Raw genomic sequence first — 20,161 nt, 5'->3', positions numbered from 1 at the left:
CGCAGCCATCTGTTTTGTTGATTGAATGGAGGATACCGAACGCACCGGACGCCGCACTAAAGCGCGGCTCTCATGGTTGTTCAGCGAGCAAGGGCCGCGCCCGACGACAGGCGCGGCACCAAAAGTTTTAGTCGAGCATGACCTGATAGTTTTCGCTCAGGAAGGAGCGAACCCAAGTGCGGGCATCGGCGTCGATGGTGGTAGCGACCCTGTAGAGCCCCTCAACGTCATCACCGACGGCCTGCTGATAGTCACCCAGGATTTCGCCTGCTGCAGCCTGCAGCGCAGGATCAGCGGACGCGGCAGCGAAGGCTTCACGATAGGCCGCAACAATCTCAGGCGGTGTGCCCTTGGGCAGCATGGCAGGCTTCTGCGCAGCAAAGCCCGACCCGAAGAACGACATATAGGCATCGAAAGCTGCGCCCGACGGCGCACTGCCATGCATCATTTCATAGGCTTCGACGAAGTGAGGAATGTCAGGGAATGTGGGATCGCGTTGAACATTGCCCTCGGCATCTAGAACGCCCCAGGCGAAAAGGGGAACAGCGTCACCAGCTTCCACCAGCGGCAGGACATTGGTGAGATAGGCCGAAGACGTCTGGTAATCGATGGAGGCCTCGCCGCGCTCAAAGGCTAGACGTCCATCACCACGCCCCGTCATACCAAAGACATGACGAACATTGAGCCCCAGAACCTCAAAGGCGAGAAGCGGCACCAGATCGAGCGACGTTGCGCCCTGACTGCCATAGACCAACTCCTGATCGGCCAGCTGACCAAGCTCAGAGGCATCATTTACGCCAAACCGCGACGGAATATAGACAACGCCACCCGTTGGAGACACGAGGACAGGCTCCAGGTCGGCGTACTCGTAGCGCACGCGGGTGTCGCCGAGCAGATAGGGGAACTGCGTGGAAGCAGAGGTTCCGAGCACTGCGAGGCCATCGGGCCGCGCCCGCGCCACAAATTCATTGGTACCCGTGATCGAGCCGCCGCCAGGTACGTTACGTACGATCACATTGGGCTGCCCGGGTAGGTGCTTGGACAGATAAGGCGCAAAGAAGCGCGCCCACACGTCCGAACCACCGCCTTCAGAAAACGGAATCCAGAACTCCACGGTCCGGCCCGAGAAGTTCACGTCTTGGGCATTTGCAGGAACCGCTAGCGACAGAGCCGCAACCGCGGCGACAGCTGCGCTCATGCCTCGCACTAGGCGAAGTACATTCTTCATCAAAATCCTCCCGTAAACGGGTCTTGTGCCCGTTTCGTGTTCGCCTGCCTGCAAACTGGAGTTATCGAGACCCGCAGCATGCCAGCAGCGCATTCGCGACTGGGGCGAATTGACAGTTGCGCCAAACGCCTTCGGGAAAGTTGGCACACGAAACTGTCGGGACGCTGTCGTCGGTGGACAAAGTCGATCAACTTGAATGGTAGAGATCTCGGCTGGCTGAATCAGCACCCGTCGGAGATCTGGTATCGAGTGCCATAGGCAGTGCCAGCCTCACAGTGCAGCCCACCGCGCTTGGTAGGAAGCCGACCTGCCCCCCAGCACTGGAGGCAATGGCCCGGACGATGGACAAGCCCAGCCCGCATCCATCGCCATCCTCACGCAGACGCACAAACCGCCCAAACACGCGCTCAATGTCTTCTAGTGGGATACCCGGTCCGCTATCGGTAACTGTCAGCACCGCATCGTCACCATCACACTGCACACTAATGCGAAGCTTCTGCCCGGCTGAGCAGCCGTACTTAAGCGCGTTGTCGATCAGATTATCGACAGCCTCTTCGAGCATGATCCGGTTACCCTGGACGGGTAGCGGATCATCTCCGGCCTCAAGTTCGATATCGACGTGACCCTTGAGCGCTCTCGGCACATGCCGCCGTGCCACAGCGGCCACAAGATCACGCAGGTCAGAGGACATCGTCAGATTGGCGCACTTGGTTTCGGCCGCGACATCAAAGTTGAGCAATTGGTGGCTCATGCGCGACAGGCGGCGAGCCGACTCAGACAAATCGTGGAGGCGCTCCATATGCGCATCCTGAGACGAGGCCGTAATCGCGGATTCGGCCTGTGCCTGAATCGCCGCAACCGGATTGCGCAACTGATGTGCGGCGTTGGAGATAAACGCGTTGCGCCGATCCAGCTCATATCCGAGGCGTTCGAAAAGACTATTGATGGTCTGAACCAAAGGCGCGACCTCTGGCGGTACAGGGCGTCGTATCGGGTGCAGTTCCGTTGCGCTTCGGAGGGCCACTGCGGAGCGCAAATCGGTCAGCGGCGCGAGGCCCCGATTGATGCCGAACCAGACCAGCGCCGCCGCCGCCGCCACCATCAGCAAAAGGTTTGCCATCGATTGCCCAAGCAAGGACATGCTCAACGCCTGGCGCTGGTAGACCGTCTGCCAGATCGTCACAGTGGTCCAACCATCAAAATCCAGATCGGCGATGAATTCGCGTAACACCACTACGCGCACCGGCCGGTCGTGATACTCGGCGTCAAAAAACACCGGAGTGCCACCCGGTACCTCGACCTCGTTGGCCGGGACCGGGGCATCGGAATGGCCCGTCACGAAGTGGCCGTCTGCCGCCCTGACCTGATAATAGATAGGGTCACCAAGTGCTCCCACCAGGGAGTCCAGCAAATCCTGCGCGACGAGATCCCCCTTGGTCAGCACCACCTCGCGCGAGACGGCGTGAGCCACGACCTTCAGGGTGTCATCATAGAGCGTGCCCGACATGTTCCGGGCGTTCCAATACAGCACCACGCTTGATGCTAGGGCGACGAAAATCAGCGGTACAACAATGAGGACAAACAGGCGGGAGCGAAGACTGAAGACCCGCTTGGATCGTCTCACTGGGCCGCCTCAACCTGCAGGACGTAGCCAAGTCCGCGGATGGCCTTGATTGTCACACCGTGGGGCTCAATCTTGCGACGAAGCCTAGAGACCAGCAGCTCTACAGCGTTGAGATCGATATCGCTCCCCGTTCCATAAATGGAGTCGCAAAGGGCATCTTTCGGGACAACGCGGTCCACGTTGTCGACGAGCAGCTCCCAAAGGGCCAACTCACGGCGCGGCAGGCCAAGCGAGCCTTCAGGGCCAACGACTTGTCGCGCCAACCGATCAAAAGTCAGTGCCCCAAACTGCTCGACATTGTGCAGTCGTTTGCCCCGTCTGCGGCCCAGCGCACGCAAACGCGCCTTGAGCTCTGCCATCTCAAACGGCTTGGTCATGTAGTCGTCGGCGCCAGCGTCGAGCCCCTCTATCCGATCGTCCAGGCTGTCGCGCGCGGTCAAAACCAATACGGGTATGTCGGCCTGCGAAGAGCCAACATCCCGGATCACCTCCAGACCGCTACGCTTTGGCAGGTTGATATCCACGATCGCCAGATCGGCACCCTGTGTGGTTAGAAAGCTGGAACCCTCCTCACCATTGGCCATCCAGTCCACTGCATGGCCCTCATCCTGCAGCGCTTGAATCACCGCCCGCGCCAGCATGATGTTGTCTTCGATCAGTACGATCCGCACACTGCCCAGCCCCTCATATGTCGTTCGGGCGCGCTTGTTACCGGCCCCCTCCTCCGTGATTTGGTCACCTTGGACCTCTCACTTATGGCCAAATTCAATCCTAAAGGGGTGGCCGAGGCAAGTCGCAATGGCTACACATGGTCGTTGAAGACAATGCGTTTGACTGCAGCGATCATCGGAGGAGCCCGGATGACAAGCTTGCGGCGCTACGCGACGCGGCTTGTTGCCGGTGCAATATTTGCACTTGGGTTAGCCGGGAACGCACGCGCGGACATCAGCTTTTCTGGCGAAACAATCGACTGGATTATCCCATTTGCAGAAACGGGAGGATCTGACACATGGGCGCGATTCAACGCGCCATTTCTCGCCCGCCACTTGCCGGGAAACCCGGAAATACGGGTGATCAACGAGTCGGGCGGTGGGGGGACACGCGGCCCAAACATCTTCGCGGGCCGAACGCGCGCGGATGGACTGACCATCTTGGGGACTTCGGGCTCGACCCAGTTTCCCTACCTTTTAGGGGACCTGCGCGTCAGGTACGACTACAGCGACTGGGAACCGGTCATGGTCGCTCCCACGGGGGGGGTAGTTTACGTCTCGGCTGAAACAGGCATCAGTTCGTTCGAAGACGTTGCCAAACTGGGCGATCAACGCCTTGTGTTTGCCAGCCAGGGCCCAACATCACTGGACCTCGTGCCGATGTTGGCGTTTCGACTTCTAGGGTTCGATGTCCACTATGTATTTGGGTACACCGGGCGCGGTGATGGCCTGGTTGCCATGGACCGTGGCGAGGTGAACATCGACTACCAAACTACGGCTTCTTTTCTGCGCAATGTCGCCCCGACGGTGGATGCAGGCGAAGCGATTCCCCTGATGACATGGGGTATTCTGGACGAGCATGGCCAGATGCAGCGCGACCCTACATTTCCAGACCTGCCAATTGTCGAAGAAGTCTACCAAGCGCTGCATGGGCGCGTCCCTGCAGGCCCTGCTTACGAATCTTACCGCGCATTCAACATTGCGGGTTTCGCAGCGCAGAAGATGGTCGTTCTTCGCAACGATACCCCTGAAGAGATCATCGAGGTCTGGCGTCAGGCTTGGCGCGACACCTTTGAGGACCCAGAGTACATCGATAGCGTGAAGTCGATTCTGGGCGAATATGAGCAGGTGACTGATCGCGGCGCTCAAACGCTCTTTACGGCAGGCACAACCATCGAGCCAAAAGTGCGGCATCTGGTTCTCGATATGTTATCACGGGAATACGCGGTGCGCCTGAAGAAGTGATGGCTAAAACTGACTGCACCGCTGACGTGCAGATCTTCCAGAACTGACGATGCCGACAACCATCCGAGTAGCGGCGGGTCTGGTGACTGGGGGATGTGGACGGATGTTGTTGGTGCGCAAGACAGGCACCAGCGCTTTCATGCAGCTCGGCGGTAAGATCGATATCGGAGAGCAGCCGATCAATGCGTTCATTCGGGAGCTGCGGGAAGAGTTGGGGCTGACGATAACCCGCAGTGCGCCAGCTTACCTAGGCCGGTTTTCGGCCGCCGCCGCGCATGAAGCCGACGCGACTATCGAAGCGGAGTTGTTCCAGGTTGCGATTGTGCAGGAACCGAGGGCAGGCGCAGAGATTGATAAATCACCTGGGTCAATCCCAACGCTGTTGTCGACATTGAACTGGCACCATTGACGCACGACTGCGTGCTGCCGCTTTACCGCACTCTCCTGGTGGCGGATGGAGGCTAGTCTACAAAGCTGGCGATAAAGTCGTGCACCAGCAGCTCGAGGTTGTGACGATCGGTATGTGTATGTGTGTATGTATATACATCTATTACTGTAAATCTGTAACATATAAATATACCCAAACTTAGTTCATTGAAATAATTGGTGAAATACTGATTACGCCAAGGTAACGGATCCGGTTACGGTCGTTACCTGCCTGATGTTTTAAGCATTTCGCCATCCAAAGCATGCCTCCCGAGAGAGTGTGGATGCATCAAGCGAAGTTCTATCCACGCCGACAGCCAGCTACTTCACCCAGCCCCGAGCGGAAGGTTCGGGTAACCGTCGGTGATGAAGCCGCTAGTGAGGCGACCATTTTCGTCGACTGCAAGAACTAGAGATCGGGTACCTTCCGGCAGAGCCCGGACGCTCTTGCAGACAAAACATGCCCACCGGTAGCGCAAGAACAGGCCGTATATTAATCGCCGTCGAGATTTCTTCCCTAAATGTGCGCACAGCGCAGCGGCGGGAGGCTGTGCTAGACCGAGGGCGGAAGAAATACTGAGATCAACACGCAAGGAAATACTTTTCCAAACTTGTAGATAAAATATCGACGCTATAACAATAACTTGCCTCAATTTGTGAAAAATCCACAAGGGCAGAATTCTCAACCCAAATTTCTGCAGAATTGCTGCTTTCCCGATATTTTATTGTGGCGCGACGGCAAGACGGCGGGTTGCTTAGATGGAACACAAACTGGAGGTCATGGTGACGCTTGCGTCGCCCATGCAGCGGTATGCCAGCCTTCAGCTCGCGGACCGTGTTTGGCGAGATCCACGATGAGACCCGCAACCAACAGGCACCCACCGTTGACAGAAGCCCAGCATGAGGGTCAGCGTATGAACACCAATGCTGCAATGCTCGAGTTCGTGAAAGCCTTAGCGCGCCAACAGGCCATTGAGGACCATTTGCGGGATACCAGCCAAGATGAAATCTACGGCCCGCGCCGCGATCTACGCCCGCTTTAGCTCTGACCTCCAGAACGAACGCTCCTGCGAAGACCAAGTCGCTTGGTGCGAAGCTTGGGCCGAGCGCCAGGGCCTTTATGTCGTCGCAGCCTTCTCCGATGAAGCCGTGTCCGGCGCCAGCGTCCATAATCGCCCACGCCTTGCCGGTATGCTGCGCATGGCCAAGGAAAAGCGTTTTGACGTCCTAGTCTGCGAAGACCTTGATCGCCTTGCTCGAAAACAAGCCGACCTGCACAGCATCCGCGACGAGCTGACCTTCGCTGGTGTCCGCATCATGACCGTCAGTGACGGCACGGTTACCGCCATGCATGCGGGCCTCAAGGGTCTCATGTCCGAAATGTTCCTAATCTAGCTCGGCAACAAGACCCGCCGCGGCCTCATGGCTCGTGTCTCGGCCGGCGCCTCGGGTGGCGGCCTATCGTATGGCTATCGCGCCATTCCTAGGCGCCCAGGCGAACACGAAATTAACGAGCGAGAGGCGCAGATCGTACGTCGCATCTTCGCCGACTATGTTGGCGGCCGGACGCCGCGCGAGATCGCGACCGCGCTCAATGCCGAAGGTGTGCCGGGGCCGCGCGGCGGCAAGTGGAATTCCTCGACGCTCAACGGCAGCAAGTCCCGCGCCAACGGCGTCCTGCAGAACCGACTCTATATCGGCGAGATCGTCTGGAACCGGCAGCGCTTTATCAAAGACCCGTCAACCGGCAAGCGTGTTTCCCGCCTCAATCCAGAATCGGAATGGCAACACAGCGAAGCGCCGCACTTGGCCATCGTTGATCGCACCGTGTTTGGCCTTTCGATCGCCCGCAAAAGCGAACGCAGCGCCGATCGTGGCCCGGTCGCCGCAAAGGCAAAGCATATCCTGTCTGGCTCACCAAATGCGGCATTTGTGGCGCCAGCTACACTGTCATAGGCGCAGGCCGCATTGGCTGCAGCGGCAATCGCGAGCGTGGCGACTGCGACAACAACCGCACCGTGACACGGGCACATGTCGAGGATCGGGTGCTCGCGGCGCTCGATAGCTATCTGGCCGACCCAGAAATTATCGCGGCATATGTCGCTCAATACCATGAGACACGCCGTGAGTTGCTGGCCACCAAGCGCGACCAGCGCGGCAGTATCGAGCATCGCAGCAATGAGCTTAAGCAGACCATTGAAAAGCTGGTCGACCTGATTGTGGAAGGCCATGCCCCTGACGCTGTCTTAGACCGCTTACGAAAGCTTGAGGCCGAGCGCGCTGATCTGCTCGAGCAGCTCGAAGCGCTGACGCCGCAAATGGAGCCGCTTACCGTTCACCCTTCGTCGGCGGAGAGGTATAGCCGCACTATCAAGGAACTGCGTGTGCATTTGGATGGCATCCGAGAAGGCCATCCCCGCGACGCCCTTTTCGAAACGCTTCGTGGCATGATCGACAAAGTCGTCCTCACGCCCATAGGTCCGCGCCAGCCGGTGAACATCCAAGCTCATGGCCTGCTTGCCAAATTGCCGGTCGACAAAAAGGAAACACCCCTAAACGCCGGAGCATTTAGGGGTGCGTTGGTTGCGGGAGCAGGATTTGAACCTGCGACCTTCAGGTTATGAGCCTGACGAGCTACCGGGCTGCTCCATCCCGCGTCAAATAGTTGATAACAGTACCGGTTGGGCTATCATCACTGCGACCGTGGCCGCGACGTGAGGGGTATATAGGGGCAACCGCCGGATAGCTCAACCCCAAAAGCGGTTCTACGTGACGCTTTTTTGACGATAAATTTTTGCCGCACCAAACATGTCATTTTCGGGCGCGTTGAGTAGTATGGCGCTCCTCCCTTCCGCCTACCGAGAAATCTTATGAAATTGAAGCCGCTTGGCCGCACTGACCTGCGGGTTACCGAACTTTGCCTGGGCACCATGACCTGGGGCAGCCAGAACACCGAGGCCGAAGGCCACGCCCAGATCGACATGGCGCTCGACGCCGGCATCAATTTTATGGACACCGCCGAAATCTACGCCGTGCCGCGCAGCCCCGAAACGTCTGGGCGCACCGAAGAAATCATCGGCAACTGGTTCAAAAAGACCGGCAAGCGCGACAAATGGATTTTGGCCTCCAAAGTTGCCGGTGGCCCGGTCGACTTTATCCGCGACGGCACGCGTACCGATGGCAAGACCCTCCGCCGCGCTTTCGAGGACAGCCTGCGCCGCTTGCAGACCGACTATATCGATCTCTACCAGATCCATTGGGCGGGCCGCGGCAGCTACAATTTTGAAGGCTACTGGACCTTCGCGCCGCATTCGCAAAACACCGCCGATGTCCTCGACAATATCGAAGACATGCTCGAAACGTTGGGCGATCTGGTCAAGGAAGGCAAACTCGGCCACGCCGGTGTTTCCAACGAAACCACTTGGGGCATTGCCCAATGGCTGCGCATCGCCGAAGCCAAGGGCCTGCCGCGCCTTGCCTCGGTCCAGAACGAATATAGCCTGCTGCGCCGACACTTCGACCACGACCTGGCCGAAATAAGCCATCACGAAGATGTCGGGCTGCTCGCCTATTCGACCCTTGCTGGTGGCCTGCTCACCGGCAAATATTTCGATGGTCAAATGCCCAAAGGCAGCCGTGGGGATTACCAGAAAGGCTTCTGGCGGCTGAACGAGCATTCCGAAACGGCCGGCAAGGAATACCTCGCCCTGGCAAAGCGTCATGACATCGATGTGGCACAGCTGGGCATCGCCTTCGCACTCACTCGGCCATTCATGACCTCGGTGATCATCGGCGCAACCAGCACCGAGCAGCTCGCCACCGCCATTGGCGCCAAGGACCTGAACCTGTCGACCGAGCTCTTGGGCGAAATCGAGGCGATCCACCGCCGCCATCCCCGCCCTATTTGACGACGCTGCCTTTACCTTTTGGCGGCTATAAGGGAGGCCACACGCAATTGTGGGGGCCTCCCGTGTCGACCATTCTGATCTCCACCCTGTTTCCGCTGATCTGTTATTTTGCGTACAACATCATTGTGCCGCAGATCGAGAAGCTGCGCCCGTCGCTGTCGGTGATCATGAACATGCAGCGCCGCCGCTGGGTCGCCAATGCGGCGCTGCGCGAGTCGCCGTTCGATGCGATCCTGTCGGGCAACATCATGGGTTCGGTGAGTTTTCTGGCCTCGACCGCAGTGCTGCTGATTCTGGCGATTTTCGCCGTCTTCGGTCAGGTCCCTGCCCTGATGGCAGCGCTGGATTCGCTGTCGCTTGAGCGCACCTACACCGTGCTCGACGTGCAACTGCATCTGGTCGTCATGCTGACCATGTTCGTGCTGGCATTTTTCGCCTTCACGCTGTCGCTGCGCCAGTTCAACCACTTCTGCATCATGCTCGGCGCACTCGACCATGCGAGCCCGACTTCCCCCGAAGAAATCGACGCTATTACCGCAATGAACGCGCTGGGGGCCCGCAACTTCAACAGCGGCATCCGCGCCTATTATTTCTCCGTCGCCACCGTTGCGTGGTTTGTTGCCGAGTGGTTGCCGATCGTCACGTGTCTCTTGACCATCATGATCCTCGCCCACCGCGAGTTCTTTTCCTCGTCCCACCGCACGGCCGCTTCGGCAGCGATCATCGCAGCCCGCCGCCATAAGGCAGCCGAACAGATCAAGGCTGAATAGAGGATGAACGAAACCCTGCTCAACTTGGCATCCTGAGTAGATTTCGCCTTTGTAAAGGCCATCAACTCTGCCATCCTCAAGGTCTATTCCGATCTCACAGGTAAAGACCATGGCTGAGCCATCCGCACGCGAACAACTGATGCTCGAACTCATCAACAATGCTCGCATGGACCCGGGCGCCGAAGCGGCACGCCTCGGCATTTCCCTCAACCAGGGCATAAGCGGCGGCCAGATTTCCAACACGACCAAGGCGCCACTCGCCACCAACTACTATCTGGTGGACGCCGCACGCGGCCATTCGAGCTGGATGCTTGCCACAAACAAGTTCGCGCATGAGGGGATCGGCGACGGCACGATTACAAGCCGCAGCGTTGCAGCAAAATACACCCTTTCTGGCTCGTGGGCGTTGGGCGAGAACATCGTCTACCAAAACCTTGGCGGTTCAGTCACCGCAACCACCGCCGTGATCGGCTCGCACGAAGCGCTGTTCAGAAGTGCTGGCCATCGGCTGAATCTGCTGTCCGACAATTTCGTCGAGATCGGCATTGGCCAAGCCACCGGCCTGTTCGGCGGCTACAACACGTCGATGATCACGCAGAACTTCGGCAAGTCGGGCAACAAGATTTTCATCACCGGCGTCGTCTATTCGGACTTCGTCATCGATGACAATTTCTATTCGGTCGGCGAAGGCGAGAAGGGTGTGAAGGTCGCTGTCGGCAATACCTGGACCTACACCTCCACCTCGGGCGGATACCAGATCCAGACCACCGCTGGCTTCCAGAACATCACTTTTGGTGAAGGCAGCAAGGCCGCTCGCGTCCGGGCCGAAATTCTCAACGAGAATGCCAAGATCGATTTCGTCGATGGCTCACACGTGCAATCGTCGGTCTCGATCGAGCTGCGCGCCAACATTACATCCGCCCGCCTGATCGGCCTCGACGACCTGTCGCTCAAGGGCTCCGATGCCAGCGATACCCTCGTGGGCAACAAGGGCAAGAACGTCATCAATGGCGGTCTCGGTAACGACAAGATCTGGGGCATGGATGGCCATGACAAGCTCTATGGCGATGCCGGCAATGACAGCATCTGGGGCGGCAACGGCAACGACTTTATCTATGGCGGGGCTGGCAATGACACCCTGCGCGGAGAGGCCGGCAACGACACTCTTTACGGCGATGCGGGTAACGACAAGCTCTATGGCGACGCCGGGAACGACAAGCTTTACGGCGGCGTCGGCGAAGACCGCCTCTATGGTGGTGCCGGCGCCGACACGCTCGATGGTGGCAGCGGCAACGACTATCTCGACGGCGGCGCTGGCAATGACATCCTGCTCGGCGGCGCTGGGCATGATGAACTGATCGGCGGCGCCGGTTCCGACTTCCTCAATGGCGGTAGCGGCGCAGACACCTTCATCTATCAAAAGCTCTCCGACTCGGGCGTCACCAGCAAAACCCGCGACACGATCGAAGATTTCAGCCGCGCTCAGGGCGATGTCATCGACCTGCGCGCGCTGGACGCGAACGAGTTTGCCGCCGGCAACCAGGCGTTCAAGTTCGTTGGCACCTCGAGCTTCAGCTTCACCGCCGGTGAACTGCGCTACGTCAAATCGGCCGATGGCGTTGTCGTCTATGGCGACGTGAACGGCGACGGCGTGGCCGATTTCTCGATCCAGCTGCTCGACGTCAAAAGCCTGATCGCGTCAGACTTCCTGCTCTAGAAAAAGGGACCCGACAACGGGTCCCTGCTGTCGAACTTCATTACGAGCCTCACGCTATTGCGTGAGGCTTTCTTTTTGGGCGCTTGCCGGTGCCGGCTGCTGTCCTAAATACGCCGCGAGATAGTCTGCGACATCCGCCAAAACCGGCGCCATGCGTCGCCCGGGTCGTCCAAGCGCCATGAGCGGACCGGGATGGCCGAGCGCAGGGTAGTGTTGCTCTACAACGTCGCCACCCGCCGCACGGATTTTGGCTGCCAGTGCCACCGTATTGCGCGGATAGACCAGCGTGTCCTTGTCGCCTGTCGCCAGAAACATCGGCGGCGTGGCGGCGCCGACGTGGTTGATAGGCTGCGTCGCCAGCGGCTCCCTTACCGCACCAAAGGTGCGCAACGTGATCGGGCCATCAAACGGGAAAAAGTCATAGGGCCCCGATAGCCCCACCAGGCATTTCACCCGCGACAGCAGTCCCCGGCGCGCCAGTTGAGATGGGTCCAACGCCAGCATGGTGGCGTTATAGGCGCCCGCCGAATGGCCCATCAATGCAATGCGGTTGGCGTCACCGCCATATCTGGAAATGTTCTCACACACCCACGCGAAGGCCGCTGAACAGTCATCAACGAAGCCGGGATATTCCACCTCCGGCAACAGTCGGTAATCGGCAATCACCGTCACATAGCCCAAGGCAGCCAGCGCCCGTCCAGCAAACGTGTAGTTGCTGCGGTCGCCGTCGCTCCACGACCCACCATAAATAAAGAACACCACGGGCCTCGGCCCGCCGCTTTCGCGCGGGGCGTAAATGTCCAACTGCTGCCGCGCCTCGGCTCCGTAAGGGACATTATGGGCAATTCTGCGCGAGCCACGATCTTTGGGGCTGAGGAAGTTGATAATGCTGAGAATAGAAATAGCCATGACTGCCCCGTAGAAGCCTGTCAGTAATATACGGCTTAACGGCTAAAAATGTTTCGCATCGAAAGACTTACACGTACGGATTCATCCCTATTTAAGGCCTCTCGACCACAGTAGTGGCATGGCCGGACCGGTCGTGGGAGCGATCGCTTGGCGCAGCCAGCAATGTTGATGGCAGAAGGACTGACGGCTGCAGCGCTGGCAGATCTGCCTATGGCTGATCGCGCCTACCTCGAATCCGAACTCCAAGTTCGCCTCGGCCGCTACGACCATGTGACCCGCCTACCCAATCGGCTGCAGTTTCTCGAACAGTTCGAAAATTTCGTGCACGACGATGCCCCCGCCATGCTCGTGCTGGTCACTCTGGCTGAAGCCAAGCACTACAACGAAATTCTGCGCGCCCTGGGCATGGCCTTCGCCGAAGACTTTGTCCGCGCCGGCGCTGCGCTACTGGGCTCGCTGCTCGACGATGATGTCGCCGTCTACCACGTCAGCGTCCTCAGCTTCGCCTTTGTGCTACCGGTCGATGACATTGCAGAAATACCCGGCGTGACCGCACGGATTGCGGCCGCCTTTGCTGGCGCCATTTCGGTCAACGAGATTCCGATCAAGACCCATGTCGGTGTCGGCCTTCTGCCCATCGAAGCCATCCGCCCTGCCGCCGAATCCCTCCGCGCCGCGCTCGTGGCGGCGCAGGACAGTCGCCGCACCGATGCCGGCCTGTCGTTTTACGATCATCGCTCCGACGCGGCGCACCTGCGAGCCTTCCGCATTCTTGCCGATCTGCCGCATGCTTTGTCGGGCCCAAATCAGTTGAGCCTCCACTATCAGCCGCGCGTGCAACTCAAGAGCGGCCGTTGCCACGGCGCTGAAGCACTGATCCGCTGGAACCATCCCGAGCTCGGCGCCATTTCGCCGGCCGAGTTCATTCCGCTGGCCGAACAGACCGCACTCATTGGTCCGCTGACCGATTGGGTTATCACCACGGCGCTGCAGCAAAACCGTGAACTGCTCGACGCGGGACACGACCTCCGCATCTCGATCAACGCGTCGCCGGTAAACCTGTCTGAAGATGGTTTCGACGAGCAATTGCTGCGCCGCTGCAATGCCGTGGGCCTCGCCCCGCGCAATGTCGAACTCGAATTCACCGAAGGCACATTGGCCACCAACTCGGCGCGCACCGTCCAGCAACTCAAGCGCCTGCGCTCGGCCGGCATCGACGTCGCGCTGGACGACTTCGGCTCGGGCTATTCCAACCTAAGCTACCTCGCCCGCATTCCGGCCGACGTGCTCAAGATCGACCAGTCCTTCGTCCGCCCGCTCAAGGAAGCCGGCGACGATGACTTCCTGTTGCGCCACATCATCATGATCGCCAGCGGCCTTGGTTTTCGCGTCTGCGCCGAGGGCATCGAAACGCTACACGCCTACGAGCACCTGCGCGAACTGGGCTGCGACGAGGGCCAAGGATATCACATGGCCCGCCCCATGCCGGCAGATCTGCTGACGCAATGGCTGGACGCGCAGCCCGCAATTTGAACGCCCGGCTGGGTACGCGACAATATCTGACATTGACATTCACCTAATACGGACGCTTTATGCGGGCCAGCAAGCCCACATGACCCCGTCTAGCCACCATGCTCGTCTGCCAGTGCAATATGATTACCAGCAAAGAGATCGAGGACATTGTTCTCGACCTACTCAGGGCCGACCCCTGGCAGCTGGTGGTGCCTGCCAAGGTCTATAGCGAACTCAACCGTCGTGCCAAATGCAGCGGTTGCGTGCCGAATGTGGTGGACATTATCGTCCGCGTCACCGAAAACTACCACTCGCAGCAAGCCTTGGAGACTGGCGACGTAGTGTCGCTTCCCTCTGGCTTAGACAAGCTTAAAAAGCAACAGAGTGGAGTACGTCGTGAAAGGCGAAGCACAAGTCATCGAGCGGCTTAACGAGGCCCTCTTTCTCGAACTCGGCGCGGTAAATCAGTATTGGGTGCACTTTCGTCTTCTGGACGACTGGGGCTACAAGAAGCTGGCTTCGAAGGAACGCGCAGAGTCTATTGAAGAAATGCACCACGCCGATCGTTTGATCGAGCGCATTATTTTCCTCGAAGGCCATCCGAATCTGCAGCGCGTTGCGCCTTTGCGAATCGGCCAGACCATCAAGGAAGTGTTGGAAGCCGACCTCGCCGGCGAATACGACGCCCGCGCTGCCTATAAGGCCAGCCGCGAACTGTGCGAGCAGCTTGGCGACTACGTTTCCAAGAACCTGTTCGAAGCCCTGCTGACCGACGAAGAAGGTCACATCGACTTCCTCGAGACTCAGCTCGAACTGCTTGACAAGATCGGTGTCGAAAAGTACGGCCAGCTCAATTCCGTTTCGGCCGACGAAGCCGACTAAGTCAGCCAGATACAAAAAAACCGCCCGGAACACGTTCCGGGCGGTTTTTCTTTGTCTCGATCCAACTACTCGATGGGCTGGAACATGGCGTTCATCTGCTGGATGATCTGATCCATCGGCGCGATGGACTCCGGCAATTGTTCTGGCGGATTCGGCGCGACCGCCACATAGGGCACGCCGCTCGGGAAGGCGCCAAACATCTGGAAGAACGCCACCATGTCGTCGAGCACCGGCATGCGCCAACGCCACATCGCGCCCATCGCCAGCACCGGCTCCATATGGCCAAAGCCCTCATAATAGCGCGTCGTCACCCAGACGCCGCTATCCTTGAGCTTTTGGGCAAACCGTTCGGTGTTCTGCATCCGCACGATCGGATCGGTCGTCCCGGTCGCCAGATACATGGGCGGGGTCGCGCTGGTCACCAGGTTGATCGGCTGCGTGCCTTCAGGGCTGGCCGCCGACCCAAAAGCATTGCGCACTTCGCCATATTCAAATGGGTAGAAGTCATAAGGTCCGGACAGCGCGGCAACGCCCAAGATCGGCATGGTGACGCCATAGTCGCGCAAGAAGGACGGGTCGAGCGCCAGCATGGTCGCATTGTATGCGCCCGCCGAGTGGCCCGCGAGGAACAGGCGATTGGGGTCGCCACCATAGTTGGCGATATTGTTCTGCACCCAACGCAGCGCATTGGCGCTGTCTTCGAGGAATTCGGGATATTTGACCTCGGGCACGAGGCGATAGTCGGCGATGACCGTGACAAAGCCGCGTGCCGCCAGAGCGCGCCCGACGAACTCATATTCAAAGCGCTCCCCGCGGTTCCAGCCGCCACCATAGATGAAGAACACGACCGGCGCCGCAGCGCCGCGCGCTTCAGGCGCATAGACGTCGAGCTTGTGGCGCGGACCATCGGCATAGGCGATGCCGTCGCCAACCTTGACCGTGCCGCCATCCATGGCCGCGGGAATGTTGAACGGATCCATGATGGAAAGCGCAAAGGCCTGCACCGGCAGAAGCGCGAGGGCGGCGGCAGCGATGAAAAGACGTAGGGCGGACAATGGGGACATTGGACTCAAGGGACCGAAAAGCATCTGAAAAGCCTGGCTATCAGCCAAAGCGGGGGATTTTGTGGTGACGGGCCAACAGCCCTCCCCCCGGAATAGACGAGCCGGGGCACTCGGCATTTGTGGTTAGCAGTATTGGAAGCGGCGGCCCGCAATGGGCGAGGGCAGGCGCCTCGAATAACGGAGACTGCCTGCCCTCTACTTAAGCCCCCACAGGTTGATCCCAAAGGGTTAACCAAAGGTTAACGTTTCAGCGCATCCAGCAAGCGTCCGGAGATGTGTCCGTCAGCAGGTAAACCGGCCCGTGCCTGGTACGCCATGGCGGCCGCGCGGGTCTTGGGACCGATCACACCATCTGGCGACCCGACATCATAACCAGCTCGATTGAGCAGGGTTTGCACCTCCGCGCGCTGGGTTTTGGTCAGCGCATAATCGCCCGAAGGCCAGGCCTGTGCAAAGCTGCCACCACCCAGAATACGGTCCGCCAGATGACCAACCGCCAGCGCGTAGCTGTCCGAATTATTGTAACGCTTGATCACATCAAAGTTATGCAGCAGCAAGAAAACCGGCCCATTGGCGCCCGCCGGCATATAGAGCCGGCCAACATCGCCGCCGCGCGGGAACGCCCGCCCGGAGACACGCTGAATACCCATGCTCTGCCACTGGCTGAGCGGCGCACGCTCGAGCTGGCGAGCCCTCGCAAAGTCAAAGCCATTGGGGAGCTTGACCTCATATCCCCAGGTCTCACCCGGCCGCCAGCCGAAACTCTTGAGATAGTTTGCCGTCGAGCCCAGCGCATCCGGCACCGAGTTCCAGATGTCTTTCCTGCCGTCGCCATTGTAGTCGACCGCATAGCGCATAAAGCTCGATGGCATGAACTGGGTGTGACCCATGGCGCCCGCCCAGGAGCCAACCATATTGCGCGGCTGCACATGCCCATCGGAAATGATGCGCAGCGCGGTCAACAGTTCCTCGCGGAAGAAGTCCGTGCGGTAGCCGCCTTCGGTCAGCGTCGCCAGCGCGTGGATGGTGTTTTCACCGCCCATGAAGCCACCAAAATTGGTTTCCATGCCCCAGATCGCCAAAACGATTTCCGGCTGCACACCCCAGCGTTGCTGCGCGCCGGTCAGCGTCTGGTTCCATTCCGAACGCATTGCCTGCCCCTTCTGGGCCTGCGCATTGGTCACGCGACGGTCGATATACTGCTGCACGGTCTGGCTGAACTCGGGCTGCCTCTTGGTTAAATCCATGACCTTGGGCAAATAGTTATAACCCGCAAAGGCCGCTTCGTAGGCGGAGCGGCTAACGCCGCGCGCTTCCGCAGCGGGCCAAAGGCCCCGCACGAAATCGGCGCTATTGGCGAAGGCCGGCGCAATAGTGGTCAGGCTCAGCGCTGCAGCCAGGGCCAGCGCAGAAAAGCGGGAAAATCGGGCAACGGTCTTGCCGGCGGGAGGGTTCATGGCGGGCCTCGTGATACGCGTGTAAAAAGTCACGATTGCGCCGGCTGTGCCGCAACTGGCGCGTATCACAATTTTAACCGATCAGATTAAGACCGGCTTAAGGCTAACCGGTTCCCCGATCACAAAGCGGTCAACGCGCCCTTAAAGCCCCCAACATCCCCATCATTCCGATTCAGACATGTCATCTGGCGGCGGCAGACGGCGGCCATCGACACTGCGATAGGTAATCGTCTGGCTCGGCGCCATGATACCTCGCTCGGCCAGCAGGCGCTTGACCGTCTCGCTATAGAGACGCCCCGGCCCCCACTGCTTGCCAGCCAACGTCTTGATGCGCGACCGCAGCTTCATCTGATTGGCCGTCATCGACACCAGCGCTGGCGGATCGAGCACGTCGATGATGACATCCCGGTGCTCGCTGGCCATCACGACCTCAAAGGCATCGCGCATCACCTGCTTCACCTGCTCGATATCGCTGTCATAGGCCACGTCGAACTCGGCCACGTAGAACGAGAAACCGCGCACCATGTTGGACACCTGATCGACCGAAGAGAACGGGATCAGGTGAACGGTGCCGCTCATGTCGCGGATGGTCACCGAGCGGATCGTCAGTTTCTCGACGACGCCCGACTTATCACCGACGGCCACCACGTCACCCTCGTTCATCACGTTCTCGAACTGGATGAAGATGCCGGTGATGATGTCCTGCACCAGCTTCTGCGCGCCAAAGCCGATCGCCAGACCGATCACACCGGCACCGGCGAGCAGCGGCGCGATATTCACGCCGATCTGCGCCAGTGCCAGCATCACACCAAACACCACAAGGGCGATGGTCGCCGCGTTGCGGAACAGGCCAAGCAGCGTCTTCTCGCGCGGCGTCGGTGCCGTACCGAAATTTGGATTGAGCCGGTACTCGATCCACGACGACATCGCGATATGGATCGCAAAGCAGACCAGAATGATAAGGATGGCCGAGATCACCGAACCGGCAACCGCCTGCCCATCATCGCTGCTGATCCAACCCACGAAATCGAACAGCGCCCAGGCCTGCGCAATGGCCACCACCACCCCAACAATGACCACCCAGCGAACGACCTGCATCACAGTCGGGACAAACGCCTGCAGGCGCGTCTCCAGCAGCGGCAGGCGCTGCTTGATATCGTCGGGCACACGGAGGCCGATGCCAACAAAGCGCGCGATGAAACCAACAATGATAACGCCCACAACAATGGCGATCAGCGACTGCAGCGTCGCACCGAGCATGAACGGCAAGGCTTGCTCCGGATTGGCAAACCAGACAACAAGCAAGGCCAGCAGATAGCCGATGGCCACCAGGTGCCAGTATCGACCAAGCAGGATCAACGCCTGCCCATAGCCATTATTGCCCCGCGTCTGCGCCATCTCGGTCAGCCAGTTGCGGACGTCATCGCGGTTCTGCAGCACGATGATGATGCCAATCGTCACGGCCGTTGCCATCACCAAAACCTGGATCGCTGCAGCGATGCCGGGCGACAGATTTGCCGAAACGACCGGCGCGATGAACAGGAAGGTATAGCCCACCAGCGAGATGATCCGCGCGGCCCAGAACTGCCAATAGGCGGCATTACTGTCGCTGACCGGGATAAGCCGAAGCGGCTCATGCCTTGGCGCCAGAATAGCCCGCACCACCATCTTGGTCAGCTCGACCAGCATGAAGGCATTGAGCAGCAGCGACTGGTTGATCCCCATCCGCCCCGGGCTATCGCCCACAAACGCCAAGGCAACGAAATAGCCAATGCCCCAGGCCAGCAACACAGCACCCAGATCGAGCACCACGCCACCAATGGCCCCGGCTATGCGCAACAACCAACCACGACCGACAATGCGCGACCCGATATAGCCCTCAAGCCAAGACACGGTGATGCGCAGAATGAGAAAACTGCCAAACAGCGCCGCACCAACAATTAACAGGCCAAAGCCGATATTGGCCAAAGCTGTGATGTCGGCGTTCTGGGTACCGCTGAGCCCCTGCTGCAGATCAGACACCACCTGCCCCAAGGACCGAAACGTCGCGGACGCTCCCTCTGCCACGGCACGGGTATATTCAGCCAACTGCCGCGCAATGCTGAGATCCTGCGGCGCTTCGACGGGGGCAGTAGGCACGCCGGCTTCCGTCTGCCGTAGACGCTCGATCAGGACAGCGCGCGTGTCGTCATTCTCAATGATGCTGATCAACTCATCGATGCTGGCATCCGCACTGGGTGCTGTCGTTTGGGCAAACGCAGCAAGCGGCGTGAACATCAGGAAGATGAGAACGATCAGTGCGCGCATATTTTGATCCTGTTTTTATTCCATATGCCTTTGATTGGATGGCGAGACTATGAACTTTTAGTTTTGGCTGTTTGGTTTTTTTTGGGGGGGGGAGAGCTGTTGGCGGGGCCAGGTCCGTTTCGGTGGGGTGGATATGCTGGAAGGCCTGCTGGGCTTGGGAGGTGTGCGCCAATGCTGGGTATCGAGCCATTATCTGGCCCGTCGCCATTCGCGACGAACGCCTGCATTCTGTGCTGTGTACGACGTCGATGGATACAGGGATCACCAGCAATGTCCCTTCGAGCCTGCCCTAAGCTTCCAACACATGGCTCAAACGCAAAACCCCCGCTGGCTTTCGCCAACGGGGGTTTTGAATTTATTTCGACATTGTATTGAGAACCGTATGTTTTTTGCAGACCTTGC

18 protein-coding genes, 1 tRNA gene and 1 pseudogene are annotated in these 20,161 nt (G+C 59.2%); 11 read left to right on the top strand and 9 right to left on the bottom strand.

From position 1 onward, the window contains the following. Positions 1-127 precede the first annotated feature (127 nt). The 3 genes from ABIE28_RS00100 to ABIE28_RS00090 all read right to left on the bottom strand — a co-directional run bounded on the left by ABIE28_RS00100 (position 128) and on the right by ABIE28_RS00090 (position 3,523). Positions 128-1,228 (bottom strand): tripartite tricarboxylate transporter substrate-binding protein, encoded by a 1,101-nt coding sequence (locus tag ABIE28_RS00100; protein WP_354058997.1) that lies wholly within the window; start codon positions 1,226-1,228, stop codon positions 128-130. A gap of 187 nt (positions 1,229-1,415) precedes the next feature. After that, the gene (locus tag ABIE28_RS00095; RefSeq protein ID WP_354058995.1) at positions 1,416-2,852 is read right to left on the bottom strand and encodes a sensor histidine kinase; all 1,437 of its coding nucleotides are present in this window, start codon (positions 2,850-2,852) and stop codon (positions 1,416-1,418) included. After that, a complete protein-coding gene (locus ABIE28_RS00090) occupies positions 2,849-3,523 on the bottom strand; it encodes a response regulator transcription factor (protein ID WP_354058993.1) in 675 nt (224 codons plus the stop codon). Before ABIE28_RS00090 ends, ABIE28_RS00095 begins: the two co-directional genes overlap by 4 nt. A gap of 84 nt (positions 3,524-3,607) precedes the next feature. Here ABIE28_RS00090 and ABIE28_RS00085 point away from each other — a divergent pair, with 84 nt between their 5' ends. From ABIE28_RS00085 to ABIE28_RS00065, 5 genes and pseudogenes are all read left to right on the top strand, one after another. Next, positions 3,608-4,807, top strand: a complete 1,200-nt coding sequence (locus ABIE28_RS00085; RefSeq protein ID WP_354058992.1) for a Bug family tripartite tricarboxylate transporter substrate binding protein — start codon at positions 3,608-3,610, stop codon at positions 4,805-4,807. A gap of 49 nt (positions 4,808-4,856) precedes the next feature. Further along, positions 4,857-5,216 carry an NUDIX hydrolase gene (locus ABIE28_RS00080; protein ID WP_354058990.1) on the top strand — a complete coding sequence of 120 codons (360 nt, stop codon included), beginning with the start codon at positions 4,857-4,859 and terminating at the stop codon, positions 5,214-5,216. A 1,019-nt stretch (positions 5,217-6,235) separates the two neighbouring features. Further along, entirely contained in the window at positions 6,236-6,628 is a 393-nt protein-coding gene (locus ABIE28_RS00075; protein WP_354058988.1) for a recombinase family protein, read from the top strand. A 27-nt stretch (positions 6,629-6,655) separates the two neighbouring features. Continuing rightward, on the top strand, positions 6,656-7,189 hold the full coding sequence (locus tag ABIE28_RS00070) for a recombinase family protein (protein ID WP_354058986.1): 534 nt from the start codon (positions 6,656-6,658) through the stop codon (positions 7,187-7,189). Beyond that, positions 7,162-7,233: pseudogene (locus ABIE28_RS00065) on the top strand (hypothetical protein); the annotation flags it as partial. The gene ABIE28_RS00070 and the pseudogene ABIE28_RS00065, both read left to right, overlap by 28 nt. Positions 7,234-7,488: 255 nt before the next feature. On the opposite strand, the gene ABIE28_RS00060 reads toward ABIE28_RS00065, so the two are convergent. Beyond that, positions 7,489-7,743 (bottom strand): hypothetical protein, encoded by a 255-nt coding sequence (locus ABIE28_RS00060; protein ID WP_354058984.1) that lies wholly within the window; start codon positions 7,741-7,743, stop codon positions 7,489-7,491. Between the two features lie 70 nt (positions 7,744-7,813). Further along, positions 7,814-7,890: transfer RNA gene (locus tag ABIE28_RS00055), tRNA-Met, on the bottom strand. A 213-nt stretch (positions 7,891-8,103) separates the two neighbouring features. Here ABIE28_RS00055 and ABIE28_RS00050 point away from each other — a divergent pair. The 3 genes from ABIE28_RS00050 (at position 8,104) to ABIE28_RS00040 (ending at position 11,628) form a co-directional block, all read left to right on the top strand. Continuing rightward, positions 8,104-9,141: an aldo/keto reductase gene (locus tag ABIE28_RS00050; protein WP_354058982.1), complete on the top strand. Its 1,038-nt coding sequence runs from the start codon at positions 8,104-8,106 to the stop codon at positions 9,139-9,141. 62 nt (positions 9,142-9,203) lie between these two features. Then, the gene (locus ABIE28_RS00045) at positions 9,204-9,911 is read left to right on the top strand and encodes a DUF599 domain-containing protein (RefSeq protein ID WP_354058980.1); all 708 of its coding nucleotides are present in this window, start codon (positions 9,204-9,206) and stop codon (positions 9,909-9,911) included. 109 nt (positions 9,912-10,020) lie between these two features. Beyond that, entirely contained in the window at positions 10,021-11,628 is a 1,608-nt protein-coding gene (locus tag ABIE28_RS00040; RefSeq protein ID WP_354058978.1) for a CAP domain-containing protein, read from the top strand. Between the two features lie 54 nt (positions 11,629-11,682). Here the strand turns inward: ABIE28_RS00040 and ABIE28_RS00035 are convergent, their stop codons facing one another. Beyond that, positions 11,683-12,537 (bottom strand): alpha/beta hydrolase, encoded by an 855-nt coding sequence (locus tag ABIE28_RS00035; protein WP_354058976.1) that lies wholly within the window; start codon positions 12,535-12,537, stop codon positions 11,683-11,685. A 147-nt stretch (positions 12,538-12,684) separates the two neighbouring features. Between ABIE28_RS00035 and ABIE28_RS00030 the strand changes: the two genes are divergently transcribed. From ABIE28_RS00030 to bfr, 3 genes are all read left to right on the top strand, one after another. Then, positions 12,685-14,070: a putative bifunctional diguanylate cyclase/phosphodiesterase gene (locus ABIE28_RS00030; protein WP_354058974.1), complete on the top strand. Its 1,386-nt coding sequence runs from the start codon at positions 12,685-12,687 to the stop codon at positions 14,068-14,070. Positions 14,071-14,168: 98 nt separating this feature from the next. Beyond that, positions 14,169-14,480, top strand: coding sequence for a (2Fe-2S)-binding protein (locus ABIE28_RS00025; RefSeq protein ID WP_354058972.1), 312 nt, complete (start codon positions 14,169-14,171; stop codon positions 14,478-14,480). Further along, complete coding sequence (gene bfr / locus ABIE28_RS00020; RefSeq protein WP_354058970.1) at positions 14,446-14,931, top strand: bacterioferritin; 486 nt, start codon at positions 14,446-14,448, stop codon at positions 14,929-14,931. Before ABIE28_RS00025 ends, bfr begins: the two co-directional genes overlap by 35 nt. A gap of 65 nt (positions 14,932-14,996) precedes the next feature. Here the strand turns inward: bfr and ABIE28_RS00015 are convergent, their stop codons facing one another. The 3 genes from ABIE28_RS00015 to ABIE28_RS00005 all read right to left on the bottom strand — a co-directional run bounded on the left by ABIE28_RS00015 (position 14,997) and on the right by ABIE28_RS00005 (position 19,759). After that, positions 14,997-15,995: an alpha/beta hydrolase gene (locus tag ABIE28_RS00015; protein WP_354058968.1), complete on the bottom strand. Its 999-nt coding sequence runs from the start codon at positions 15,993-15,995 to the stop codon at positions 14,997-14,999. A gap of 239 nt (positions 15,996-16,234) precedes the next feature. Next, entirely contained in the window at positions 16,235-17,452 is a 1,218-nt protein-coding gene (locus tag ABIE28_RS00010; protein WP_354058966.1) for a lytic murein transglycosylase, read from the bottom strand. 162 nt (positions 17,453-17,614) lie between these two features. Beyond that, the gene (locus ABIE28_RS00005; RefSeq protein ID WP_354058964.1) at positions 17,615-19,759 is read right to left on the bottom strand and encodes a mechanosensitive ion channel domain-containing protein; all 2,145 of its coding nucleotides are present in this window, start codon (positions 19,757-19,759) and stop codon (positions 17,615-17,617) included. Positions 19,760-20,161: the final 402 nt, after the last annotated feature.

The sequence above is a fragment of the Devosia sp. 2618 genome, assembly GCF_040546815.1.
Taxonomy (GTDB): domain Bacteria; phylum Pseudomonadota; class Alphaproteobacteria; order Rhizobiales; family Devosiaceae; genus Devosia.
This window is presented reverse-complemented; position numbering and strand designations above follow the sequence as displayed.